The sequence below is a fragment of the Armatimonadota bacterium genome, assembly GCA_016125185.1.
GTDB lineage: Bacteria > Armatimonadota > Fimbriimonadia > Fimbriimonadales > Fimbriimonadaceae > Fimbriimonas.
In genome coordinates, this window is the sequence record WGMG01000006.1 from 1,314,622 (window position 1) to 1,339,109 (window position 24,488).

20 protein-coding genes and 1 tRNA gene are annotated in these 24,488 nt (G+C 56.7%); 10 read left to right on the forward strand and 11 right to left on the reverse strand.

The genetic code is table 11. The features are described from left to right. Positions 1-5 precede the first annotated feature (5 nt). Both GC165_14190 and GC165_14195 read right to left on the reverse strand, forming a co-directional pair. Complete coding sequence (locus GC165_14190) at positions 6-719, reverse strand: hypothetical protein (GenBank protein MBI1334018.1); 714 nt, start codon at positions 717-719, stop codon at positions 6-8. A gap of 15 nt (positions 720-734) precedes the next feature. Further along, complete coding sequence (locus tag GC165_14195; protein ID MBI1334019.1) at positions 735-4,007, reverse strand: hypothetical protein; 3,273 nt, start codon at positions 4,005-4,007, stop codon at positions 735-737. 65 nt (positions 4,008-4,072) lie between these two features. Here GC165_14195 and GC165_14200 point away from each other — a divergent pair, with 65 nt between their 5' ends. Both GC165_14200 and GC165_14205 read left to right on the forward strand, forming a co-directional pair. Further along, the gene (locus GC165_14200) at positions 4,073-4,798 is read left to right on the forward strand and encodes a helix-turn-helix domain-containing protein (GenBank protein MBI1334020.1); all 726 of its coding nucleotides are present in this window, start codon (positions 4,073-4,075) and stop codon (positions 4,796-4,798) included. 46 nt (positions 4,799-4,844) lie between these two features. Next, positions 4,845-6,155, forward strand: coding sequence for an AAA family ATPase (locus GC165_14205; protein ID MBI1334021.1), 1,311 nt, complete (start codon positions 4,845-4,847; stop codon positions 6,153-6,155). On the opposite strand, the gene GC165_14210 is transcribed toward GC165_14205, so the two are convergent. Both GC165_14210 and GC165_14215 read right to left on the reverse strand, forming a co-directional pair. Further along, a complete protein-coding gene (locus GC165_14210; GenBank protein ID MBI1334022.1) occupies positions 6,152-6,718 on the reverse strand; it encodes a hypothetical protein in 567 nt (188 codons plus the stop codon). The two genes, GC165_14205 and GC165_14210, sit on opposite strands and share 4 nt — an antisense overlap. 56 nt (positions 6,719-6,774) lie before the next feature. Beyond that, positions 6,775-6,861 (reverse strand) — tRNA-Leu (locus GC165_14215). A gap of 121 nt (positions 6,862-6,982) precedes the next feature. Here GC165_14215 and GC165_14220 point away from each other — a divergent pair. Continuing rightward, the gene (locus GC165_14220; protein ID MBI1334023.1) at positions 6,983-8,683 is read left to right on the forward strand and encodes a type II secretion system protein GspE; all 1,701 of its coding nucleotides are present in this window, start codon (positions 6,983-6,985) and stop codon (positions 8,681-8,683) included. 155 nt (positions 8,684-8,838) lie between these two features. After that, positions 8,839-10,059 carry a PilT/PilU family type 4a pilus ATPase gene (locus GC165_14225; protein ID MBI1334024.1) on the forward strand — a complete coding sequence of 407 codons (1,221 nt, stop codon included), beginning with the start codon at positions 8,839-8,841 and terminating at the stop codon, positions 10,057-10,059. A 7-nt stretch (positions 10,060-10,066) separates the two neighbouring features. Here the strand turns inward: GC165_14225 and GC165_14230 are convergent, their stop codons facing one another. After that, complete coding sequence (locus GC165_14230; protein ID MBI1334025.1) at positions 10,067-10,681, reverse strand: orotate phosphoribosyltransferase; 615 nt, start codon at positions 10,679-10,681, stop codon at positions 10,067-10,069. Here GC165_14230 and GC165_14235 point away from each other — a divergent pair. Beyond that, the gene (locus tag GC165_14235; GenBank protein ID MBI1334026.1) at positions 10,575-11,933 is read left to right on the forward strand and encodes a cation:dicarboxylase symporter family transporter; all 1,359 of its coding nucleotides are present in this window, start codon (positions 10,575-10,577) and stop codon (positions 11,931-11,933) included. The two genes, GC165_14230 and GC165_14235, sit on opposite strands and share 107 nt — an antisense overlap. On the opposite strand, the gene GC165_14240 is transcribed toward GC165_14235, so the two are convergent. After that, a complete protein-coding gene (locus tag GC165_14240) occupies positions 11,930-13,108 on the reverse strand; it encodes a PDZ domain-containing protein (GenBank protein ID MBI1334027.1) in 1,179 nt (392 codons plus the stop codon). The genes GC165_14235 and GC165_14240 overlap by 4 nt on opposite strands. Before the next feature lie 52 nt (positions 13,109-13,160). Further along, on the reverse strand, positions 13,161-13,958 hold the full coding sequence (locus GC165_14245) for a tetratricopeptide repeat protein (GenBank protein ID MBI1334028.1): 798 nt from the start codon (positions 13,956-13,958) through the stop codon (positions 13,161-13,163). Positions 13,959-14,062: 104 nt separating this feature from the next. Here GC165_14245 and GC165_14250 point away from each other — a divergent pair, with 104 nt between their 5' ends. From GC165_14250 to GC165_14270, 5 genes are all read left to right on the forward strand, one after another. After that, on the forward strand, positions 14,063-15,349 hold the full coding sequence (locus tag GC165_14250) for an ABC transporter substrate-binding protein (GenBank protein MBI1334029.1): 1,287 nt from the start codon (positions 14,063-14,065) through the stop codon (positions 15,347-15,349). Then, positions 15,304-16,521: a hypothetical protein gene (locus GC165_14255; GenBank protein ID MBI1334030.1), complete on the forward strand. Its 1,218-nt coding sequence runs from the start codon at positions 15,304-15,306 to the stop codon at positions 16,519-16,521. The genes GC165_14250 and GC165_14255 overlap by 46 nt, the downstream gene beginning before the upstream one ends. Beyond that, positions 16,497-17,729, forward strand: a complete 1,233-nt coding sequence (locus tag GC165_14260) for a hypothetical protein (GenBank protein ID MBI1334031.1) — start codon at positions 16,497-16,499, stop codon at positions 17,727-17,729. Before GC165_14255 ends, GC165_14260 begins: the two co-directional genes overlap by 25 nt. After that, positions 17,726-18,490: an ATP-binding cassette domain-containing protein gene (locus tag GC165_14265; GenBank protein ID MBI1334032.1), complete on the forward strand. Its 765-nt coding sequence runs from the start codon at positions 17,726-17,728 to the stop codon at positions 18,488-18,490. The genes GC165_14260 and GC165_14265 overlap by 4 nt, the downstream gene beginning before the upstream one ends. Before the next feature lie 118 nt (positions 18,491-18,608). Next, complete coding sequence (locus GC165_14270; protein ID MBI1334033.1) at positions 18,609-19,265, forward strand: hypothetical protein; 657 nt, start codon at positions 18,609-18,611, stop codon at positions 19,263-19,265. 9 nt (positions 19,266-19,274) lie between these two features. Here the strand turns inward: GC165_14270 and GC165_14275 are convergent, their stop codons facing one another. The 4 genes from GC165_14275 to GC165_14290 are packed head-to-tail and all read right to left on the reverse strand — an operon-like array spanning position 19,275 to position 24,466. Then, positions 19,275-21,206, reverse strand: a complete 1,932-nt coding sequence (locus GC165_14275; GenBank protein ID MBI1334034.1) for an alpha-L-fucosidase — start codon at positions 21,204-21,206, stop codon at positions 19,275-19,277. A 36-nt stretch (positions 21,207-21,242) separates the two neighbouring features. Beyond that, the gene (locus tag GC165_14280; protein MBI1334035.1) at positions 21,243-22,256 is read right to left on the reverse strand and encodes an alpha-ketoacid dehydrogenase subunit beta; all 1,014 of its coding nucleotides are present in this window, start codon (positions 22,254-22,256) and stop codon (positions 21,243-21,245) included. Then, entirely contained in the window at positions 22,253-23,473 is a 1,221-nt protein-coding gene (locus GC165_14285; protein ID MBI1334036.1) for a hypothetical protein, read from the reverse strand. The genes GC165_14280 and GC165_14285 overlap by 4 nt, the downstream gene beginning before the upstream one ends. A gap of 9 nt (positions 23,474-23,482) precedes the next feature. Next, positions 23,483-24,466: a thioredoxin fold domain-containing protein gene (locus tag GC165_14290; protein ID MBI1334037.1), complete on the reverse strand. Its 984-nt coding sequence runs from the start codon at positions 24,464-24,466 to the stop codon at positions 23,483-23,485. Positions 24,467-24,488 lie beyond the last annotated feature (22 nt).

Below are 24,488 nucleotides of genomic sequence, written 5' to 3' on the forward strand. Positions count from 1 at the left end.
CTCGGCTAGGCTACCCCTTCGAAAGCAAATTCAACATGCAGAGACGAATGGTCCGAAAGCCCGTCGGTGCGCACGTCGTGCCGGTATCGCGCCGACCGCAAACACGAAACCAAGGAGGGCGAAATCAGGCAGTGATCCAGGCGAAATCCGTTCTTCTTATGGCTGTACCAGGTGAACTCTCGCCCCTCGGGATGAAGCCTCCGCCAGGCATCGACCCAACCGCACTCCAAGTACCCGTTGAAGTAGGTTGCCTCGTTGATGAAAGCCCCTTCGCAGTCCTCGTCCCGCGCCGTATTCAAGTCGCCGATCACAACGGCATGACCGTCCAAGTTCGCCTTGACAAAGGCGTCAATGCACTCCAAAAACTCCCGCTTGTTCCAGACCTCGCTGACGTTGGGAACGTGCACTCCCAAGACCACGACGCCATCAAACTCCGTCGCTACGCTCACCCACCGATGAAGGCTTTTTGGGAAGCGAGGACAATCGCAGACTCGCACCGGCGATTTCGACAAAACACACACGCTGTTGTGCGGCCCGTCCGGCTCGCCCGCCACCATATGGTAGTTGAGGGGCGATAGCCGCTCTAAAAGCGCCTGCCCCGGCTTCGGACGATATTCGGTCAACACCAATACGTCCGGCTCCTCGCACAGGATGACATCCGCAATGGCGGGAATCCGCTTCCCTCCCCCTGCCCGGATATTCCACGTCGCCAACCTCACCGTTACAGTTTGACATTAGCCACGGCTCCCTCCCGTTTTGATTGGATACGGGGGATGAACCGGCATTTGGAATGGATGGGCCTTGAGTTCCGACATGAGGACTGAAATGGCCTTATCGAGTTGAGGGTCTCGACCCGCCATGACAGAGGCCGGATCCTCATCGATTTCATAGTCGGGAACCGCACCCTTCCCTTCCACGATCCACTCGTTTCCAATCCACGCGCCATAGTTGGGAACGCTGATCCCTCCGCCATCGACAAGTCGATAGCCGACCGGCCCGACGGTGCCGCCAGTAGTCCGGTGGCCGATGACCGGACCAATCTTGAACCGCTTGAAACACTCGGTAAAGTAATCGGCATCGGAGAAAGCCCATTGGTTGGTGACCAGCGCCATCTTTCCGAGAGGCGCCCAACTTTCCCGGCGGTAGTTGGTACCCGTCCTGTACGCAAAGAATGCCATGGGGTGAGCGCTCAGGTCGCTGAGGATATTGCCCGAAATATTTCCGCCATCGTTGCCTCGGATATCGAAGATGATGCCCGGCTTATCGACATTTGGATAGTATTGTTGGGCATACTGGGTCGCTCCGGGGTCAGACATGTCGCCAAGATACACGTACGACAACTGGCCACCTGAGGCTTTCTCGACATAAGCCCGACGACTCTCGATCCAGTCGCTCAATCTCAAGTCTCGATCGCTCGCAATCGGCTTCACGACCAACGTCTTAGCGCCCTCCAGAGTCGGACGACGATTGACAACGAGTTCGACGCTTCGACCAGCCATTCCCAACAGGAGCGCGGCCGGATCAAGATCGCCGCTTAAATCTTTGCCCGCGATCTTGAGTAGATAGTCGCCTTCCCTGATGTCGGATCCAAGCGGCGATAAGGGCGAACGTGCGTCCGGATTCCATGCGCTCCCTCGATAGATGTGGGATATTTGATAGGCATGGACTGTTTCATCCCAGGTTAGGTCCGCGCCAAGTGAAGCTGGACGAGATTCCTTGCCCACGTAGTCGGGAAATGAACCCGCGAAAGAATGCCCAGTGTTCAGCTCGGAAATCATATCGCGGATGAGTCGCGTCAGATCGTATCGACTTCCGACCATCGACAGCCGGGGCTCGTACTTGGTCCACATCGCCTTCCAATCGATCCCATGCATTTTCGGATCATAAAAGAGATCGCGCCATACTCGCCAAGTCTCCCTCAACATCTGCCGCCATTCCTTCTCAGGTTCGACGGTCACCGTCAGCCCCTGGAGATCGACCGTCCCAGCGCCATCGGGAGCCGATTCGGCTCCCGCATCCAAAACCCGATAACTGCTCCCGCTTTGGACAAGGAGCTTCTCTCGGTTTCGAGACAAATCGAGGATCGTCGAAGAACCTGCGAGCCTTGAGGTCTTGCCGGTAGAAATTTCGCAGGATAAGACCACATTGTCTCCTTGAACCAGTAATCGATTCTTGGCGGTAAACAACGCCCAGTACGGCCCTGGCGGCATATGCAGATCGAACGTGCGAGATTCCAAACCGTCGAAATCGATTGAAGGTGGAGCGTCGTCTCCTTTCTTGCTCGTTCCAACCATTGGGTTCGGTGTTTCCTTCGAAAGGCAAACGCCCGTAACCAGCCCTGCATAGGTTTGACTCATCCGACCTGAGATGCCCGTCCAGCTCTGCGAGATCGACCGGTCCTGAATCATGAAGAGGTATTTGCCGTCGGCGGAGAATACTGGGGCAGAGGAGCCGATATTGGGATTCGAAACCCGAACCGATTTGCCCGTTGCAACCTCGTATAAGTAGACAGTCGTAAATCGCCAACCAGCCGAAACGGCATATGCGATCCACCTACTGTCAGGGCTAAACGAGAAGTCCGCCTCTATATATCCGCCCGACCAAGGACCTTTATCATGAGCAACCTCGGTCTCCTTTCCGGTCGCGACATCGACCAGTTGAATATGTCCCGACCGATCCCCGATCAAAAGGAACTTCCCGTCTGGCGACCAAACTGGAGGTCCGTGCTCCCCTGTTAATCCCCGGGTGATTTGGCGAGCCTTCGAACCGTTATGATCTTCGATTTCGTACAACTGCTCTTCTCCAGAAGAGTCGCTGAGGTAGGCGATTTGTTTTCCGTCGGGTGACCAGGCCGGATATTTGACACGTTGGCTCGAGTCATCCACCAATTGATGGACCTCGCCCTCCTTGACTGGCACGGTCACCAAGTGTCCACGGGGCGAGAGGACGATTCGTTCTCCGTCCGGGCTCATACCCGCCCCGGTCGATACGTCGTCCATATTGGGCTTGACCAAGGCCTGAAACGGACGGGCATGAACTCGGTCCGAGTGAAGATTGATCGTCACTGGACGCGAAGCGCCCGTCTTTGGATCGTAAAGGCCGAGGCCAGTTCCCAGTTGGAAGATAATCCGATTCCCATCGGTGGAGGGAAATCGAACTTGGTCATCCTTGAAGAAGGTCACCTGGACAGCCCTTTTCGTTGCCGGATCGAGTCGCCAAAGGTTGCGGGTACCACTTCGTTCCGAAACAAAATAGACCTCGGATCCAAACCAAATCGGCTCGGTGTCGACGCTTTTCGAGTCCGTTAGGCGGCTAAAAGTTCCCTTCGTAATATCAGCAAGCCAAACCTGATCGGCCTCGCCCCCTTCATAGCGGAACCAGTTCATCCACTCCGAACTGGAGGGCACGTACACGACGGACTTTCCGTCCGGGCTCCAAGACGCATAGGTCGCTCGTGGCACCGCAACCAATTTTGGTAGGCCGCCCGTCGAGGACACTGTAAAGAGCTGTTGGGTCATGACCTGTTCCCACTTCGGCGCCGATAGCTTCGCCCCCGAATTAAACACGATGTTCTTCCCGTCCGGCGTCCATCCTTGCACTCCGTCGGCGAACGAGTCGTCTCCACCCGAAAAGAAGGTCAATCGGCGAGGAATCCCGCCGTCGATCGGCATCATATAGACGTCGCGGCCACCGTCATACTGGGCAGTGTATGCCAACTGCGAACCATCGGGCGAAAAATGGGCGTTGGTCTCAACCCCTCGGTCGCTTGTCAGCCTCCATGCGTCCCCGCTTTTGAGTTCTGCAATCCATAAATCGCCTTCCGCGGTAAAGACGATGCGATCACCGTGGATATCTGGATGACTCAGGAAGGCGTTCGGTTGAGCGAAGCAAATTGGAAGCATGGCAAAAGCCCCCATACTCGCCAGGATTCTTCGAACCGTAGTCAGGAAGTGCATGATTTCATTCTGGTCGTCACCGTTCCCCAAAACGCATAACTGCCCGAGCATGCAAAGACCTGAGTGCCTATTTAAGTCTTATTAATTATGCAGATAACAGGTAAACATGGAGAGCAGTGACTCATAAGGCTCGCGACTTCGCGCTCATTGGATTCAACGTTCGATGCCTTCGGATGGCCCACAACCGCACCCAGGCCCAACTCGCGGAGGAAGCTGGAGTCAACACGTCCACCGTCCACCGTTTGGAATCTGGCCATCGCATTCATCCGCGCAACCTAGAAGAAATCTGCACCGCCTTGAGCCAAACCGTCGAGTTCGTCAGTTCGGTTCTTCCGTATGGTGCGCCGGAAACCGTTCGCTCTCTCTTCGTGCATCGCAATTCTGACCTGGATTGGTACGCCTCGGGCGATCGACGCAAACGAATTCCAACCGATAATCATCGCCAGATTCAGCGCGATGGCGAGCGACTAAGGCTGGGAAAACTTGGGTTTGCTCGCTCATTTCAGGCCTACATGCTCGTCATGCCGAACGGCCCCTCCATGTCCCGAATTGAGATATTCGAGCAGGTGAATGTGGCTCCTAATCCAGCCTATAAAGACTGTATCCTCGTCTGCGCGCAAGGAAGGATCATCTTTCGTGCTCAAGACCAGGCGATTGAGTTGAGCCAAGGCGACAGCATCGGCTTTTCGACCGATCAAGAAGCTACGATCGAGCCTATGGAGTCGATCGATGCAACTGGATTTCCGCCAGTCGTCATGGTCGTCACCGCAAATCGGCGGGGAACCGTCCCTCTGGAATACCAAAATCGGAAACGTGCGAGAACCCGGCACAAAGCTTCCTAAAGAATCTGCTTTGTTCTGACCTCGGTGACCGTAAAATCTTGTGTACATGGCCAATCTCTTCGAATCCGACGAATTCGAGAAGGACTCGCCGCGTCCGTTGGCCGACCGCCTCCGCCCTCAATCCCTCGATGAGGTCTTGGGTCAGGATCATTTGCTCGGCCCGGGTGGACCGATTCGCCGCATGGCCGACGTCGGTCGCTTATCGTCGATGATCCTATGGGGACCGCCAGGAACCGGCAAAACCACCATCGCCCGCCTGCTCGCCCACACCACCGGCTACCATTACGAACAGCTCTCCGCCGTCTTTTCCGGCGTCGCCGACCTGAAAAAGGTCTTCGAAGCCGCTAAACTCCGACGTCAATCCGGGCATCAAACCCTCCTCTTCGTCGATGAGATTCACCGGTTCAACCGAGCCCAGCAGGACGGCTTCCTCCCATTCGTCGAGCAAGGCATTGTCACGCTAGTGGGCGCGACCACCGAGAACCCATCGTTCGAGCTCAACGGAGCGCTTTTGTCGCGTTGTCAGGTTTTTGTCTTACGACGCCTCGACGAAACCGCCCTCGAAGAGCTTCTGCGAAAGGCTCAAGACCACAACGAGCGAGCGTTGCCCCTCACTCCCGAAGCCCGCACCGCCCTTCTCGCTCTAGCCGATGGCGACGGACGCTACCTGCTCACCCTCGCCGAAACCCTGTTCAACATCGGTCCGTCCGAACCCTTGTCCGTCACCGAACTCAGCCAACTCCTCCAAAAACGAAGCCCTGCTTACGATAAAGATCGCGAGGAGCACTACAACCTGATCTCGGCGCTCCACAAGTCCATTCGTGGTTCCGATCCAGACGCCGCCCTCTATTGGCTAGCGCGAATGTTGGTAGGGGGCGAAGACCCTCTCTTCATTGCCCGACGATTGATGCGAGCCGCCAGCGAAGACATCGGTGCCGCCGATCCGCTCTCGCTCCTACTTGCCAACGCCGCCAAGGACGCTTATGACTTTATGGGTTCGCCCGAGGGTGAATTGGCCCTCGCCCAACTGACGGTCCACCTCGCCTGCGCGCCGAAGTCGAACGCCGTGTACACCGCCTTCGGCGCAGCCATGCGCGCCGCCCGAGAGACCGGTTCCCTAATGCCTCCCGCCCATATCCTCAACGCCCCCACCAAGCTGATGAAAAACCTCGGGTACGGCAAGGGTTACGAATATGACCACGACGCCGAAGAAGGCTTCTCGGGTCAAAACTACTTCCCGGACGGCATGCCCAGACAGAACTTCTATCAGCCAAAAGGCGAAGGTGCGGAGGCGAAGATCAGAGAGCGACTAGAGCGGTGGGCGGCGATCCGAGTCGACAAAGCCCCAAAGGCTTAAGAGTCGTTAAGAAGCTTGACAAGTTTCACGCACACTTCTTCTTCTTTCGAAGTTCTAGTTGCCGAATCCTTCAGCTCGTTCAAGTAGGTGGCTGCCAACTCTACGACACCCGGATTGCTGAAGATTTCACCTGCACGGGGAGGTCCGTATCGAGAAGGCTGGTCTTTGGTTTCTTTGGCAATCCACTTCAGAGCGACATCAGCTCGACCGAAGTCCCTTCGAATGATCACCGTTAAGCTTCTAGCACAGGTAGGGACTTCCTGCCGCATGTAGAGAGTCAAGGCCGACATCAAAACAATTCCCGTAAATACCAGCCAGATTGCGCGCCTCACATTGTCGTTGGTCATAAAAGTCACGCCAACGAAGCAGAAGAGGCCAACTGAGTAAATTGCGACAAGCGAATTTCTAAAATGCTTCAATCGCTGATCGTAGCGCTCGATCAGTCCCAAATAGGAGCTGGCATCAGCATCGGATAGAAGTTGCTTGAGGACTGAAACTCGGAGAGATTTAAGGCCTTTTTCGACCTCGTTTGAGATAGTGCGGTCTAACTCGTCTAGACTCATCAACGATCCCCGCCAATAAATCTGCAAACTGCTAGTCGCAGACTGCTAACTAAAAATGGTGCCCAAGAAAGGACTCGAACCTTCACCCCCTTGCGAGGACTAGTACCTGAAACTAGCGCGTCTACCAATTTCGCCACCTGGGCAAGTGGAGTCAAAAATATACCCGGTCAACGACCAATTCGTGCAAAAAACCAATAGAAATTCTGCACCTGATTGCCGATCATTCCCCTAAGGGAACGTGTCCCCCGAGGTTTTTACGGTTCTATGGTTCTGACAGGAGAACATTTTCTTCAAGAAGGGTTGATCTCAGAAGATCAGCTTAGTCAGGCCATCACAAAGCAGCGCGAACTTGACAACAAGGAGTCGCTCGCAAAGATTCTGGTCCAACTCGGATTCATCACCGAGCGCGACCGCGTCCGGTGTCTGGGCAAGGTATGGGGTGTCCCGTTCGCCGACGTTAGCGATGTGATTCCACGGCCCGAGGCCCTTGAACTGCTCAGCATCAAGAATGCCCGCAAATTCAAAGCCCTGCCGATCGAGCGACACGGCAACCGAATTCTGGTCGCCATGGCCAATCCGCTCGACATCTTCGCGATCGACGAGATTCGTCTGACGACCGGCCTCGACGTCGAACCGATGATCGGCATCGAAGAAGACATCGTCAACGCGCTTCAGCAGTACTACCGAAGCGAAGGCGAAGTCATCGCCGGCGTTATTCGCGACTTCGATGGTAGCGAGCTCAGCATTCAGGCTCCTGCCGAAGAGGAGGAGGAGCAGGAAGCCGACGACGCGCCGATCATCCGACTTGCCAACCTGATCATCAGCCAAGGCGTTATCGACAAAGCGTCGGACATCCACATCGAGCCACAGAAAGACGGCCTCCGCGTCCGATACCGCATCGACGGCGTGCTGATGGAAGGCATGAACCTACCCAAAAAGGTCAGCGCCGCACTCGCCAGTCGCTTTAAGATCATCGCCAACATGGACATCGCCGAGAAGCGCGTCCCCCAGGACAACCGAATCTCGATGAACGTCTCCGGTAAGGAGTTCGACTTCCGCGTTAGCACCCTACCGTGCGTCTATGGCGAAAAGATCGTCATGCGCGTCCTCGATAAAGGCAGTATCAAAGTCGGTCTCAACCGGCTTGGCCTTCTCGAAAACAACCTGATGCTCTTGGAGGATATGTGTTCCAAAACCTACGGCATTATCCTCGTCACCGGTCCCACTGGCTCGGGTAAGTCGACGACGCTGTACTCCGTCCTCAATCACATCAACACCGGCGACAACAACATTATCACGATTGAGGACCCGGTCGAATACGAGCTTTCCGGCATCAACCAGTGCGGCGTCAACGTCCGCGCGGGCATGACATTTGCCGCTGGCCTTCGTGCCATGCTCCGCCAAGACCCGGACGTGATCATGGTTGGTGAAATGCGCGACAGCGAAACCGCCACCATCGCGATGGAAGCCGCTCTGACCGGACACTTGGTTCTGTCCACGCTTCACACCAACGACGCGCCATCCGCCCCAACCCGACTGATGGACATGGGCGTCGAGTCGTTCCTCATCTCATCTTCGATCATTGGTATTCTCGCCCAGCGACTGATCCGCGTCACCTGCAACAGCTGTAAAGAGTCCTACCAAGTCAAAAAGCAGGACGTTTTGCGGTTCGGCTTCGAGCTTCCGCACCACCTGATGAACGACGGTTCCGACTCGATCACCCTCTACCGTGGCATCGGTTGCGATAAGTGCAAGCGAACCGGCTATAAGGGTCGAACCGGTATTCACGAGCTCATGATCGTGACCGACGAAATTCGCGACCTCATCCTGAAGGAAGAAGCCGCACACGTGCTGCGCAGCACCGCCCAAAAGAACGGAATGCAGAGCCTTCAGGACGACGCGCTGGCCAAGGTGCTCCTTGGCGTCACCACTATCGACGAAGTCGTCCGCGTCATTTACGCATAAGATTTGAATCCAAGTATGGAAATAAATAAACGATATCAGACATTGAAAGGGGAAAAATGAGCGAGGAATTTAACTGGAAGCAGTTTCTGAAGACCGAGGAGAATCTTTCTCCGGCGGTTCAGGAAGGAGCGATTGTCGATCCGCGGACCGGGGTCATGATCCATCAGCCGTACGAAAAGAAGGACGGCGAGGACAAGATCAATATCCATGCGTCCCAGACCCTTGCGGACCAAGAAGTCGACCAAAACCAATTCCAAATCGACTCCGATCGCCCGTCTGGATTCAGCAAAGAAGAGCTGAAATCGGTCACTGACTATCACATCGACGATATTCTACGCATCGCCCTCGAGCGAAAGGCTTCGGACATCCACATCACCGTCGGCCTGCCGCCGATGATCCGCTTGGATGGTGAAATCATTCCGCTTCCCTTCCATGCTCTCACGCCCCGCGATGCTCGCCGACTGATTTACGACACCCTGACCAACGACCAGTTGGAGCGATTCGAAACCAAGCATGAGCTTGACTTTGGTTACTCGGTCAAGGACCTGGCCCGTTTCCGTTTCAACGTCTATATGCAACGCGGCTCGGTCGCTGGTGCGCTTCGAACGATTCCGACCATCATTCCTCCGTTCGAAAGCCTCGGCTTGCCTCAGGTCATCCGCGAGGTTTCCAAGCGAACGTCCGGCCTTATCCTTGTCACCGGTCCTACCGGCTCCGGTAAGACGACCACGATCGCCTCGATGATCGACGACATCAACGAGAACTATCCGGCTCACATTCTCACCATCGAAGACCCGATCGAATACATCCACAAGCACAAGCGATGTATGGTCAACCAACGCGAACTGCACCACGACACCTTCTCGCTCCACGACGCGCTCCGTGCCGTGCTCCGTGAAGACCCGGACATCATCCTCGTCGGTGAGTTGCGCGACCTTGAAACGATCGAAGCGGCTTTGACTCTGGCAGAAACCGGTCACCTCGTGTTCGGCACGCTTCACACGCGAAACGCTCCCGCGAGCGTTGACCGTATCGTCGACGTTTTCCCGTCTGACCAGCAAGATCAGATTCGCGTCCTTCTTGGTAACACCTTGGAGGGTATCGTCGCCCAACAGCTTCTGCCGAAGCTCGGCGGTGGTCGTATCGCGGCCATCGAGGTCATGCTCGGTTCGCCCGCTATCAAGAACCTCATCCGCGAAGGAAAGACGCACCAGATGTACTCGATCATCGAAATGTCGGGCGCGTCCGGTATGCAGACGATGGACCGATCGCTAGCCGATCACTACCGCGCTGGCATCGTAACGTTCGAAGAGTGCCTCATGCGAGCCATCGACAAGGACACCTTCGCACGACTCGCCAAGGGCGTCGCGGCTTAGCAATCAGCTACTTAAAGACGCTCGTACCAGGCTTAACCGGAGGAATCTGGTTGAGCCATTCGGGTATTTCATCCTCGGCATAGCTGACTGCTTCCACCGTATAGGCGCTGAACAGCGGCTCGGCATCGATGCGCACCTGTGCCCGGTTGACCAGGACAGCGTAGGCCACCGGAGTCCCTCCTGCTCGGACGATGGCGTCGCGAGTTTCGAACAAACTCTTGCCAGTTGTTAGCACATCGTCCACAATCAGGACTCGAGATCCAGTCGGAATAGTCTTTCCTCGACGCAGGGTTTTCACCCCATTCTCCGTTTCCGCGTAGACCGCAGGCTTGCCCATCTGACGCCCGACCTCGAACGCGATGATGATGCCGCCCGTCGTGGGCCCGCAGACGTAGTCGAACTCCAAATCCTTGTAGGCTTCGGCGATCTCGGAGCAGAGCGCGCTCAGCACATCTGGTCTCTCGATCACCCGAAATTTCTCGAAATAAACCTCGCTGTGGCGTCCGCTCGCCAGGATGAAATGCCCCCTCAGAATGGCTCCCGACTCCTCCAGGAGCCGACCAAGATCAACTTTAGTCACACTAGTATTTTGGCGGAGATTCGGGCAGAATAGCGCAAGCATGGATACCGGCCACGCAGAACCGCTCGAAACCACCGCCAAAAAGAATTGGTACACGCGGGTCCCGCTCTATATCAAAATCATCATCGCGTTGGTTTTGGGAGCGATTCTCGGCCTCATCGCCCCTGGTCAAGGCTGGGATATGGAGAAACTGAAGTGGATCTCCGATCTCGTCCTGCGCATGCTTCGCACCCTGGCGACGCCGCTGATCTTTAGCGCTGTCCTTGGCAGCATCATCGGTGCAAACATCACCGGGAAGAAGGCGGGCCGACTCATGTGGCTGCTCATTTCCAACTCGGTCGTCGCCATCGTCATCGGCCTCGTCGTTGCCAATGTGCTTCAGCCGGGTCAGCACCTGCGCGATCACATGACCCAGGGCGCGGCGAGCAACAAAGAGCCTTACAACCTTTGGCAGCACCTCTTCGATAGCATCCCCAGCGACTTCATCACGCCGTTCCAGAAGAACGACATTATCAGCATTCTCGTCCTCGCCATCGCCTTGGGTTGTGCCATGAGAATCCTGCTCCATTCGTCAAACGAGCAGGTCTCGCGAAGCGTCCGCTCGCTGCAGAACGTCCTCAACGCCCTTTTCCAAATCGTCATCACCGTTCTCAAGTGGGTTTTTGAACTTGTACCATTGGCTGTCTTTGCCGTCGTCGCGCGGGTCGTCGGAAGCGGTGGACTCGGCAAACTTGCCGCGATGGGCTACTGGATCGGATCGGTCGTCACCGCTCTCGCCCTGATGATGGCGTTCTATCTCATTCGAATGATGATTTCGTCCAAGACCAAACCGTGGGACTTCCTCCGGGGCGGCTCCGACGCCTTCGCCATGGCCTTCTCGACCGCATCTTCTGCCGCCACGCTACCGGTCACCTATCGGTGTGCAACCGACAAGCTCGGAATTCGGCCCGATAACGCGAACATGGGAATCATGGTCGGCGGCACATTCAATCACGATGGCACCGCCCTCTACGAAGCCATGGCCGCGCTCCTAATCGCCCAAGGCCTCGGCCAGCACCTCAACATCTCTCAACAGATCGTCGTGGTTCTCATGGCCATCATCGCCAGCGTCGGCGCGGCCGGAATTCCCGAAGCCGGACTCGTCACGATGATCGCCGTTTTCCACGCGGTCAACCTACCCATCGAGTACATCCCGATGCTCCTCACAGTCGACTGGTTCCTGGATCGATGCCGAACGACCATCAATGTGATGGGCGACATGGCGTCCACGTGCATCCTCGATGCGAAAGACTAGCCTTTCGGGTCGTTGATCAGCAAAACGCGTTCGACTTCGGCCCGATAAAGCTCGCCTCGTCGGGACATGGCGATCTTCACCTTTGATCCTGGAGGGCCCTCAAGCTTTGCCCGCATTCGGTCGAAACCGATGTTCAACGCCTCGTCTCCGTCAACGCCGATCATAATGTCGCCCTTCTTGACGCCCGCCTTCGCGGCCGGACTGCCTTCCTGGACGTGGTACACCACGTAGCCCTTCCGGCCTTGGTCCCAAAAGACGTCCATGCCGATGCCGCCAACTTCGTCATCGCTCACCTTGCCGGTAAAGTTCTCCAGCCAAACGTAGCGTCGATCATAGTCAATGATGATATTGAAGTTCTTCAGGAACCCGAATCCGACCGTTCCGTCCGAATCCGAAGAGCTCGAAGGCAGGTCGATCACATCCCAAATCGACGACTCCACCGGCACACCGAAAATGGTGAGCTTCGGCATTCGAACGTACCACGAGTCCACAACGCCTGATGCCACGCCCGCCGCCGTCATAAAGTTCGGCTTGCGCGAGATCGGCCAAATGCCGACCCGGTCTAAAACCTCTTTGTGGGTCGTTGCGTAAAACGAGTTGCCGGTGTCGAGGGCAAGGTGCATCGACTTCCCTTCCGCCGTCTTTACCGCCAACTCGACGGCGTTGAAGCCTTGTGGAAGCATCTTCACCAAAAACGTTCGCTTATTGTCCGGCACCTTTTTCGTGATGTCGAACGATTGCGGATAGAACACAAACTTGCTCTTCTCAAAGTTGATTTCAGTGATCGTGTTCTTGATGACCGAGAAGCCCATGATGCCGTCGCAGTGGGTACCAAACGCCTCGGTGTAGCCGCTTGGCGGCGTCAAAACCGCTTTCGATGACTCATCCAGTGGCAAGTCCATCGTTCCCAATCGAAGCGACTTGATCGTCACCGTGGGAACTTCCATCAGACCGACAAAGTCCTGCAGAGTCATCTTCCCGTCCGGCTTACCGAGATTGATGCTGTCGTCGAGAACCGTCCATCCGCCGAAGCCGGTGTCGAACATCAGCGAGACCTTCTTCTTATTCACCTCGGCATCCACAATAAAGGCGGTATTCACCATCTTAAAGGGACACTCGCTGATTGCCTGCTTCGAGGCGTGCGCGGCCAGCAATAGGGGAAGAGCGGTCAACATGATTCAATAAAGATAACGTATGAACGCCCCAAAAGGTCCACCGTTTTCGTACCTATTTTCGTCCTAGCGCCATGTAGAGCGGCAGGGTGAGGAAGTTTCCGCCCAAGAACATTCCACAACAGCTACACGGAATATGGCCGATCAGCCATAGGAAGCTTCCCTTCCGGTGGATGATGTCCATGATCATGTAGATGATGTTGGCAAATACCAGAATGTAGGGTCCAAAGCTCAGAACCGGGTTGGAAACCTTCATCGCAAAATCGCGCGTCGCATCCGGGTTGTTTTCCTGCGCCGCCTTCATCAACTCGTTGATGTGCGGGAACAGTGTCGCCCAAAAATAAATGAAGAAGACGAATGTCAACGCGCTGATTCCCCAACCAATCGCCGTCCACTGCGGAGCCTTGTTGCGCAAAAACGCGATTCCTTCGTACGCAGGCTGGAAGCCTTCCATGGGCTCGCGCGGGTACGCCGCCGTTGGCGTGCTGAAATCCGGTGCTGCCGGAAGCTGGCTCAAAACGTTCTGAGCCCCGCTGTGCGACGGGTCCATGCTCAAAACTTCTTGGGCATACGATCGCGCAAGATCGAACTGCTTCGCGTTCAACGCATGCACCGCCGCGTTGTACCGAACGCGCGTATCCGTTGGGGCCAGAGCCGCCGCGACCGAAAACGCCTCGGTGGCGTCGCTTACGTTTCCAAGTTGAGAAAGCGAGATCGCCTCGATGAGTTTCGCATCGGCGCTATTCGGGTCGGTGACCAAAACGGACCGGGAGAGTTCGAGGGCTTCAGAAAATTTCCCTGAGTTGACCAAATCCGTCGCTCGTTGAATCAGGGATCGCTGTTCTTCGCTCATTTACAAGCGATTCTACTTTGAGAACCAAGAAATTAACGCCAAATTTCTGTATACTTTCGGCACTCGGATCGTTGACACGTCGTTAACACGAACAAGGTGAACCAGTGAAAATCGGGGGACGAAATCTTAACCTACTCGCGCTTGGAATTCTTTTCGCAGGCGCTCTCGTCGGATGTAATGGCGGTGGCGGCACCGATAGCAACAGTTCAGGTGCTAGCGGAGGCAACACGGCCAGCAACGACAGCGGCGCGGGTGCACGAAAGATGCCCACCGCTGAAGGCTTCAAGGTCGAGGGTGATACCATCGACATCGGCGTTGCCGCGAGCATTTCGGGCGACAGCAAGCCGTGGGGCGATGACGAGCTAGCCGGATGCCAGCTCGCCGCCGACGAGGCCAATGCGGCTGGTGGAATCAACGGCAAGAAGATCAAGCTGGTTGTCGAAGACACCGCTTCCAAGCCCGACCAGGCCAAGCTGGCCGCTGAAAAGCTTCTTGGACAAAAGGTCGTCGGCATCGTCGGTGAAGTCTCGAGCGGTAACACGATTCAGATCGCCAAGTCGGCCTTCGACAAAGGCGTTCCCGTCGTCGCCGTCGGCGCGACCCGAACCGACCTCACCAACGAAGGCGCTCACGTCTTCCGCGTTTGCTACACCGACGCCTTCCAAGGCCCGGTCATGGCCACGTTCGCTTTCGATAAGCTCAAGCTGAAGAAGGTTGCCATCATCACCGACAACTTCCTTCCCTACTCGCAGGGCCTCAGCGCCAGCTTCAAGGACAAGTTCCTTGCTCTCGGCGGCGAAGTCGTTGACGAAGAAACCTACGAATCGGGCGGCAAGCAGGTCCCCGACTTCCAAGCGGTTCTCACCAACATTGCCAAGGCCAATCCCGACGGAATCTTTATGAGCGGCTACTTCCCCGAAGTCGGCCCGCTTGCCAAGCAGGCCCGCGCCGCTGGCATCAAGGCGACCTTTATGGGTGGCGACGGCTGGGATAGCGACACGATCCTTACCGGTGGCGGCGACGCAATCATCGGCGGATACTTCTGCAACCACTACAACAACTTGGACCAGGCGCCCGAAGTTCAGGACTTCCTGAAGAAGTGGCGCGCCAAGCACGGCGGCAGCGATCCCTCGACCACGATGGGCGCCCTCGGTTACGACGCGATGGCCCTGACGATCGACGCTCTGAAGCGGGCTAAGAGCCTTGACTCGCGATCCTTGATTGATGCGCTTGAGAACACCGAGAACTTCAAGGGCGTGTCCGGCACCATCACCCTCAAGGGTATGAACGGCAACCCGCCAAAGAAGGCGATCGTCGTGCAAGTCACCGCGAAGAACGGCTCGAACTGGCAGAAGTACGCCGTCAGCTACACTCCCGATCAAATCAAATAGTGATTCATCTGGCTCACCTTCCATTGGCAGCGTTGGACTTTACAACGCTGCCACAACAGCTTGTGAATGGACTCTTTTTGGGGTCCATTTACGCGTTGATCGCCCTTGGGTACACGATGGTGTACGGCGTCCTCAAGCTCATCAACTTCGCCCATGGCGAAGTCTTCATGTTGGGCTCCTATGGTGCGTTGTTCACGTCGTGGATGCTCGGCTTTGGTCCTGGCGGTAACGCCGCGCAAGGCTCGATCTTCACCCTCGCCCTCATGCTCCTCGGCGCCATGCTCATGAGCGGAACGGCAGGATTCATCATCGAGCGCTTTGCCTATCGACCCATCCGAAATCACCCGCGAATCGCGTCGCTCATCACCGCTATCGGTCTCTCGCTTCTCCTCCAGTACGGCGGTCAGGCGTTCCTCCTCGATGGCAAAAAGCAGGCGATCACTTCGAAGGTCAGCCCTTACAACGATGACATCATCCTGAACCTGCGCAAGCCGAATACGGAAAAGCTCCATGAGGCTCAGGCGCTCCAGCCAGAAGTGGACGCCGCCAAAGCCGCATTCGATGCCCAGCTCCCCTTCGAAAAGAGTCAATTCGAATTGAGCCCCAAGGGCGACGCCCTCAGTACCGCTCTGGCCAACGTCAAGGAAAAGCAAAGCAATTTGATGACCGCCGCGAATGCCAGCGCCGTCTCGCTTCGCCTGCCCAAGGGCAAACTGATCATGTTGACCACCACGATCATCCTTATGATCGCCCTGTGGTACCTGGTCATGAAGACCAAGATGGGCCGCGCCATGCGTGCCGTCTCCGTCGACTTCAATGCCTCATCGCTGATGGGCATTAACCTTAACACGGTCATCACCTTCACGTTCATCCTCGGCTCGGTCCTGGCTGGCGCGGGCGCGATGATGTATTCCACTTTCCAATCCGCGCCCATCGACCCGTTCTCGGGCATGGCCCCAGGCGTCAAGGCGTTCGTCGCCGCGGTCTTGGGTGGCATCGGAAACATTCCTGGCGCGGTCCTCGGTGCCATCATCATGGGCATCGCCGAGAACCTCGTCAGTTGGTCCGGCTACTCCAGCTATCGCGACGCCATCGCGTTCGTCATCCTCATCGGCGTACTGCTCTTTAGGCCCGGCGGGCTCCTCGGATCGAGCAAGGTGGAGAAGGTTTGAAGAACTTCCAGTTCGGCAAGTGGATTGGCTTTCGCGTGGTGAGCTTCGGCGTCGCCGCGCTCCTCTGCTTCCTCCTCGACCGAATACTCCAGGGTGATAACCAGTCCTACACTCGGTTCTTGGTTTCCCTGGCGGGTATCTACGTCACGCTTGCCGTTAGTCTGAACCTCATCAACGGCATCACCGGCCAGTTCTCAATCGGTCACGCTGCCTTCTACCAAATCGGTGCCTACACCGGCGCGGTGTTAGCGGGCGGAATGTTTGCCAAATTGGCCACCAGCCAGCCATTGCTCTGGCTCGTCCTCGCCGCCATCTTTGGGGCCATCACCGCCGGAATCTCTGGGTTCATCGTCGGCTTGCCGTCTCTTCGGCTTCGCGGCGACTACCTGGCCGTCGTTACGCTGGGCATTGGCGAGATCGTCAACATCATCGCCAAAAACCAAAAGGCGCTCGGAGAAGCCTATGGTCTGGCCGCTAACAAGATCGAGTCGGTCTTCCTGGTCAGCCTGCTCGCCGTCATCTGCATCGCCGTTTCGCGCAACCTTCTCAAGACGGCCCACGGCCTGGCCTTCCTTGCCGTCCGCGAAGACGAAATCGCCTCGTCCGCGATGGGCGTCAATGTGACCAAGATCAAGGTCACGGCATTCGTTCTTGGGTCCGCCTTTGCCGGCGCCGCTGGTGCGCTCTACGCCCACACTAAGGGCTTCGTCAGCCCGCCCGACTTCTCGATGGACGTCTCGTTCCTCATCCTTACGATGGTCGTCCTCGGTGGAACCGGTTCGATCACCGGCTCCGTGCTCGCTGCCGTTGTGCTGTTCATCATTCCCGAGAAGATGCGCGACCTCAAGCCGGTCATGATGGGCGCGCCGATCGGTGTCGCCATCGGCATCATCGTCGGCGTCGCGCTGCTCAAGAAGATTCAAGATAACTATCACGGTCCGGCCCTCAAGCGCTTCGGCATGAACGTGGGGTCGATAGCCATTGGCATTGTCATGGCAAAGCTCATGGCGACCCTTCTCGTCAAGATTCCCGCCCTTCAGCACATGATCAACGGTGCATCGTTCCGAATGCCGGCTCTCGCCGTCACCCTCGTCGTTCTGATGCTCCTTCGCCCGCAAGGCGTCTTCGCCCACCATGAATTCAGTTGGAGTTGGGTTCAGAAACTATTGGGTCGAAAATCCGTCCCCGAGACTGAGGTGGCCGCGTGAGCCTTCTCACCCTCAACCAAGCTACGATCCGCTTTGGCGGACTGGTCGCCGTCAATCAGGTCTCGTTCGAACTCAATAAGGGCGACCTATTCGGCCTCATCGGTCCGAACGGCGCGGGTAAGACGACCTGTTTCAACCTGATCACCGGTGTCTACGCGCCGACCTCTGGCGTGATCACCTTCGATGGCCGCAACATCACCGGAACACCATCGAACAAGATTGCCCAACTCGGCATCTGTCGTACGTTCCAGAACATCCGCCTCTTCCAGTCGATGTCATCACTGGAAAATGTCGTCGTAGGCGGCTTTCTCCGCCATCGCACCGTCCTCGGATCGGCGCTCATGTATCTTCCCAGCGCAATTAAGGAAACCGAGCGGCTCAAGGAACAGGCAATGCAGCTCCTTGACCTCGTGGACCTCGCCGACGTGGCAAACACCCGAAGCCGAGACCTCCCGTACGGCAAACAACGTCGATTGGAGATCGCCCGCGCCCTCGCGACTCAGCCAAAACTCCTGCTCCTCGACGAGCCGGCCGCCGGCATGAACCCGCAGGAGAAGATGGAGCTTTTGCAAATGGTCAAAAAGGTCCGGGACGAGCTTGGAGTCACCGTCTTGCTCATCGAACACGACATGAAGTTCGTGATGAACCTTTGCGAGCGAATTGTGGTCCTCGACCACGGCGAGGAAATCGCGCAGGGTCCTCCATCCCAAATCCGAAATGACCCCAAAGTCATCGCCGCCTATCTGGGCGAAGCCGTCTAAGCGGTCGCACTTTCTGGCCTATCATATCGGCATATTTCGATTTCCCTAACGATTGTCCTGGGCGGGTGGTAACACCCCCCCCCCCTCATTTCAAGTCGTCCTGCTAACATAGATCGGGATGTGCCTTCGATACCAGTACGAGTACGACCAAATGGATCGGGACGCGATCGAAGTATCGGTGGCGGCCCAGGCTGCTTTTGGATCTTCGAGTGGAGACCAGTCAGATGCCTTCCCTGCCTCGATCACGCCGATCATCATCCTGGATAATGGCAAGCGAGTGGTGGTGCCTTCCTACTTCGGGATGACGCCGCCGTGGGCTAAAGACGAGACCTTCGGAAAGAAATACGCCTATAACGGACGCGGCGAGACGATCAACGAGCGGCCGACCTTTCAAGCTCCACTTCGGGCTGGCCGCCGGTGCTTGGTTCGGGTCGTTTCGTTCATGGAGAATCTAGGAAAGAACCGATGGCTAAAGGTGTCGTGCGTCAATCCCGACTATCAGCTTTACATTGCGGGTCTCTACGAGGAGCCTAATCGGCATCGCACAACAATCTCCCATTGCTTAGTCACAACGACACCAAATGAGCTGATTGAGCCATATAATGACCGAATGCCCGTTCTGCTCTCCGGGCCCGGTCAGGACAAATGGCTCGACCCGAAGACCTCCGTGTTCGATGCTTTAGAACTCCTTCGCCCATGTCCAGCCGAATGGCTCGCCATCGAAGAGTTCGAAGAGGTTCGCCGTGACCAGAAGTATCTTGACTTTGGAGAATGACAAAGTTAACTACTCTTGCCGCCGCAAGAACGTGTCGCATAGGTTGATGGGTTGCCACGACTCCGGCACCGCCGCCGAGAGCGTCACGTCGTACGTGCCCGCTGGAAGCGCCACCGATTGCGGTGTAGCCGCCACAAAGTCCTCCCAGCTCCCATTTCCCACAATCTTGAACGTGAGCTTTTGAGCCTTATGGCTGGCCGCGTCCGTGATCGTGCACAACAGGTCCGTTCCGCTTCGCGCCGTACAAGCGGCAAAGCCAAACTCGTATGTTCCCTCCGAATCCACTTTCACTCGCCACGTCACCTTGTCGGCCGAAGAATCCCAGAACCCGAAGTTCCGCTTGCCTCCGCGCGACTCAACCCGCACGCCTCCTTCCACGTCCGCCTTGTCCGCCGATAAGTCGAAGTCGCCTTTGGCATCGGCCTTCAGGGCAACCGGTGACGGCTTGGGCACCAAGTCCGGACGGAAGGCATTTACATCGCTACAAGTGATCTTGAAGGCGTACGCCAGTCCATTCCGCGCTTCCGCCGGAAGCTGAATATGAAGTCCTGTCGCATCGTGAGTGAACTTCAACTCCTTCTTATCCGCCAGCGAGACCACCTTCGTCACCCTGCCTTTCACGCCATCGAACCGCGCCAACGATTGAATGGTCACCTCATCCGTCTTCGGCGCACCAAGCGTCGTCGCGTAAAGCGTATTCTTCCCGTGCGTGGCAAAACGAATGTCCTCGGCCGAGAATGGGAAGTCTTCGCTGAAGTGTCCACCTCCCACCTTCGTCGGTCCCTCGCCAAAGGTTAACCAGGGCCGAGTGCCGTAGATCGACTCCCCGTTCGCCTTCAGCCAACCACCTACCGTGTGGAGAGTCTGTACTAGGTCGTCGTCCAGGCTGCCGTCCGGCCGCTGAACCACGTTCAACAGCAGGTTTCCGTTCTTACTGACGACGTCGATGAGAGTGTGGAGAATCCAGTCTGCCTTGCGGAACGGCCAATGCTTGTTGTAGAACCAGTCGCCAACCGATGTATCGGTCTGCCATTCGAAAGGGTAGATTTCCGACATCGAGCCCCGCTCGCGGTCGGTCACGCAAGTGCCCGCCACGAACTCGCCGGACGTCATGTCCTTGCACAGGTACACCGCTTGCTCCACGCCTTTCGTATCCAAATGCTGGTTGTAGTGGTTGGCCACCACCTGCCGACCAATTGCCCCAAAGGGCACGCCACCATCGGAGTACAGCAGGTCGGGCTTATAGGAGGAAATCAGATCGTTGATCCGCTCCGACCATTCGTGTTGCCAAGCCGGATTGGTCGAATACCAGGCGTTGTCGTCGGCCGCAGGCAGAGGATGATAAAGCTCCTGATAGGCCGGATTCGCTCCTTCGTACGGCACGCCCGCCTTTGGCCCCGTCTTATCCGAGCCCTTCGAGCCTCGCCACCAGGTGTAGCTCGCACCCAAGTGCTCCGAAACGCCGAACTTAAGACCGTACTTCTTGGCCGCCTTCTGCCACTCGCCCACGACGTCACGATGGGGGCCGTGCTGAACCGCATTCCAGGTGTGGTACTTCGAGTTCCAGAGGTCGAAATTGTCGTGGTGGACGCCCATGCTCACGAAGTACTTCGCGCCGGTGTCCTTGTACAGCTTCATCAAGGCGTCCGGGTTCCACTTCTCGCACTTCCACTGCTCGATGATCTCGCGGTAGCCATGCTCCGAGGGGTGCCCATACTCCTTCAGGTGGTCTTCGTACTGCCGCTCACCCTGGATGAACATGTTGCGGGCGTACCAGTCGCCGTCCATCGGCACCGACTGCGGACCCCAGTGCGCCCAGATTCCGAACTTGGCATCCCGAAACCATTCCGGGCACCGATACTTCTTGAGAGAATCCCAATCAGACGTGAACTTCTGCGTTTGATGAACCATACTGAACCCGACAAGCCATGCCAGCGACATGCGGGTCAGTATATTCCGATTGGGATACGGTTATGCCTAGAACCGATAGATTCGAACTGCTTCGGCCACGATCTTGTCGATCGTCGGCAGAACGTGAAGTTCTAGCGGCTTCACCCACGGCACTGGCGTGTCCATTCGCGTGACTCGGCTGGGAGGCGCATCCAGGAGGTGGAACGCCTTCTGGCTGATCCGCGCAATGAGTTCGCCCGCAAATCCACAGGTCATCGGCGCTTCGTTCACCACAATCACTCGGCTCGTCTTCGCGATCGAATTGAAGATCGTGTCTTCGTCGAGCGGGACCAGCGACCGAATATCGATCACCTCCGCCGAGATGCCAAGCTTCTCAAGCTCGACCGCCGCGTCCAAACAGTGGTACACGTTTTGGCCATAGGAGACCAGCGTCACGTCCTTCCCTTCTCGTCGGATCGCCGCTTTGCCAAGCGGAACAATGTAGTCCTCGGTAGGAAGCTCTTCCTCGATCTCGCGCTTTCGATAAAGCTCTTTGATCTCGTAGAAAATGACCGGGTTGCCGTCGCGCAGAGCCGCCTTCAGCATTCCCTTCGCGTCGTACGGCGTCGATGGGCACACAACCTTCAGGCCCGGGGCGTTGCAGAACCACGCCTCGTTCATCTGGCTGTGGTACAGCGCGCCGCCGCCATAAGCGCCGGCTGGGCCGCGCACCACGACCGGAATATGGACTTCGCCTGCCGTTCGGTAGTGGTAAGTCGCCATCATGTTGACGATCTGATCGAAACCGCACGAGATGAAGTCGATGAACTGCATTTCGGCCATCACCGTCATGCCGTTCAACGCCATGCCAACCGCCGATCCAACAATCGCCGCTTCCGAAATCGGCATATCGACGACTCGATCTTCGCCGTATTTGGCCTGAAGACCTTCGGTCACGCCGAACGCACCGCCCAGGCGACCAATGTCCTCGCCTTGGCAAAGCATCATCTTATTTCGGGCCATTTCCTCATCCAGCGCCTCCTTGAGGGCGGTGAGGTAGTTCTTCTTCAAAGCTGCGGGAGCTTCGGTCGTCGCGCTCATGCCTGACCTCCGTTCCAGAACACCCATTTCTCGGCTTCTTCCGCCGCTGGCATGGGCGAGTTCATCGCGAATTCGATACCTTTGTTCAGGAAGTCCACCACCTCGGGCGGGAAGTCGTCGTTGGTCGCGTCGCCCGCGTTCTTGCCTTCAGCCATATACATCGTCTTTGCGTCGCCCGTCAGGTAGCCGAGGTCGATCAACGTCTGTCGGCAAACCGCGATCGGGTCGCGTCGCCTTCCCTTCTCAATCTCTTCGCTCGGTCGATACTTCATCGCGCGGTCGTCGTCGTGGTCGCCGTGACCATATGCGCGGAACGTCTTACACTCCACAATCGCCGGACCGTTGCCTGCGCGAGCGTATTCGACGGCTTCCATCACTTTATCGTAGACATCGAAAACATCCTGACCATCCGCGATGAGACCGGGAATGCCGTAGCCCTTTGCACGGTCAGCGACGTCGGGAGTCGGGCACTCTTGGTCAACCGGAGTTCCGTACGCCCATTGGTTGTTCTCGACAATGGTGATGACCGGCAGTTTGTGGACGGCGGCATAGTTGACCGCTTCGTGGAAGATTCCCTGAGCCGTCGAGCCTTCGCCGTTGTACGTCAGAACCACGGCGTCTCCGCCCTGCATTCGGTCGGCGTAGGCCACACCGGCGGCAACCGGAATCGTGCCCGCCAGCATCGATGTTGAGTGAATGATTCGCTTGGACTTGCTTCCGATGTGCGACCAGTTGTCGCGGGCGCGACCGGGCGAGCCTTCCTTGCCCCAAACCTGGGCGCACACCTCTTCGATGCTCATACCCAGGCGATCCGGGTTATCGATATCGAAACGAAAATCTTTCATGAAGAAGGCCGGCATATCGCGGTGAATCGGACTGATCCAGTCGGTGGGTTTCAATCCGAACAAAGAGCCGACCAAAACGGCCTCTTGGTTATGCGAGGAGTAAAGCGTGCCGCGAAGGCGTCCCCGCTTCTTTTCTTTAATAAGCCTTACATCAAAATAACGAGCTAAGTAAAGTTGTTTGAAAATTTCTAAGCAATCTTCCTTCGTCAGTCGCTGACTAGGCTTTTTGACTTGCTCCGCCCTTTCAGCGGTCGCGGATCCAGACTTGGCGCTCAACAGATTCTCCGTCTTCTGTATAACAATTATGGCTAGGTTACCCCAGCCCAAATAGACTAAAAAACCCGAGGGGACGAATTCCCTCGGGCTCTTCAAAAGAAACGACTATTTCGTCGAATCGATCATCGCTTGGATCTGCGGGATGAACTGGTCGGCGGGGGTGTAGCCGAGCACGTGTCCAACCACCGAACCATCGGGTCGGATGACGAACATATTCGGGATCGCTTCGACTCCGTATTGGTCGGCAAGAGCCGGATTCAGGTCGATGTCGATCTTGCAGAACACCAGGCCCTTGCCCAGCGCTTTGAACTCATCCGTCTGGAAGACCGTCTGATCCATCATCTTGCACGGGCCGCACCACGACGCCATGAAGTCCACGAAGATCTTCTTGTGCGTTCGCGTCGCTATCAGTTTGGCCTCATCGAGGTCATGGAACCACTTCGACGAAATCAGATCTTGATAATTGATTTCCTTGGCATCGTCCGGAGCGTTAAAGGCATAAAGCGTGTCGGCCTGGCTGCCATTCACGACCAAGTCCTTCGCGTTGATGACGGCCACGTAGTCGCCGCCCTGTTGCTTCTTCGCCGTAATCGAAGCTCGCTTGGCGATGTTGTCGCTGCCGACGTAGAACGACTGGACCTTCTTTCCAGATTTGTCGTAAAAGCCCTTGACTTCAAGGACCTGATCGCCGCCGAGGCTCTTTCGCGCGCCGTCTTCGGTCTTGAAGAGGTCCGGGGCGTCACCGAAGAAGCCGGTGAACAGAGAATATTGATCGTCCCCCAAAAGAACCTTCATATCCTCGTCCGTTTGCGGCTGCTTGTAGTAGACGCCCTGTTTCTTGTCGAAAGTCGTGATGTTCTTGCCGTCCGCAATCACCAAAGTCGAACCGGTATCGAGGCGAAGAAGATTCGGCTTCTTCATGTCGATGGTGTACGAGTTCGACGTACCGCCAACTTCCTGAACCGTCACCTTCGCGCTGATGGAGGTTTTGCCCTTGAGGGTATCCTGCCACGCCGCGAAGCCCTTGCTGGGCGCATCGACCCCACCAAAGAATCCTGAGAAAACGCTTAATGCTAATAATGTCGTCATAGCCAAGACCTAGCCTTAAACG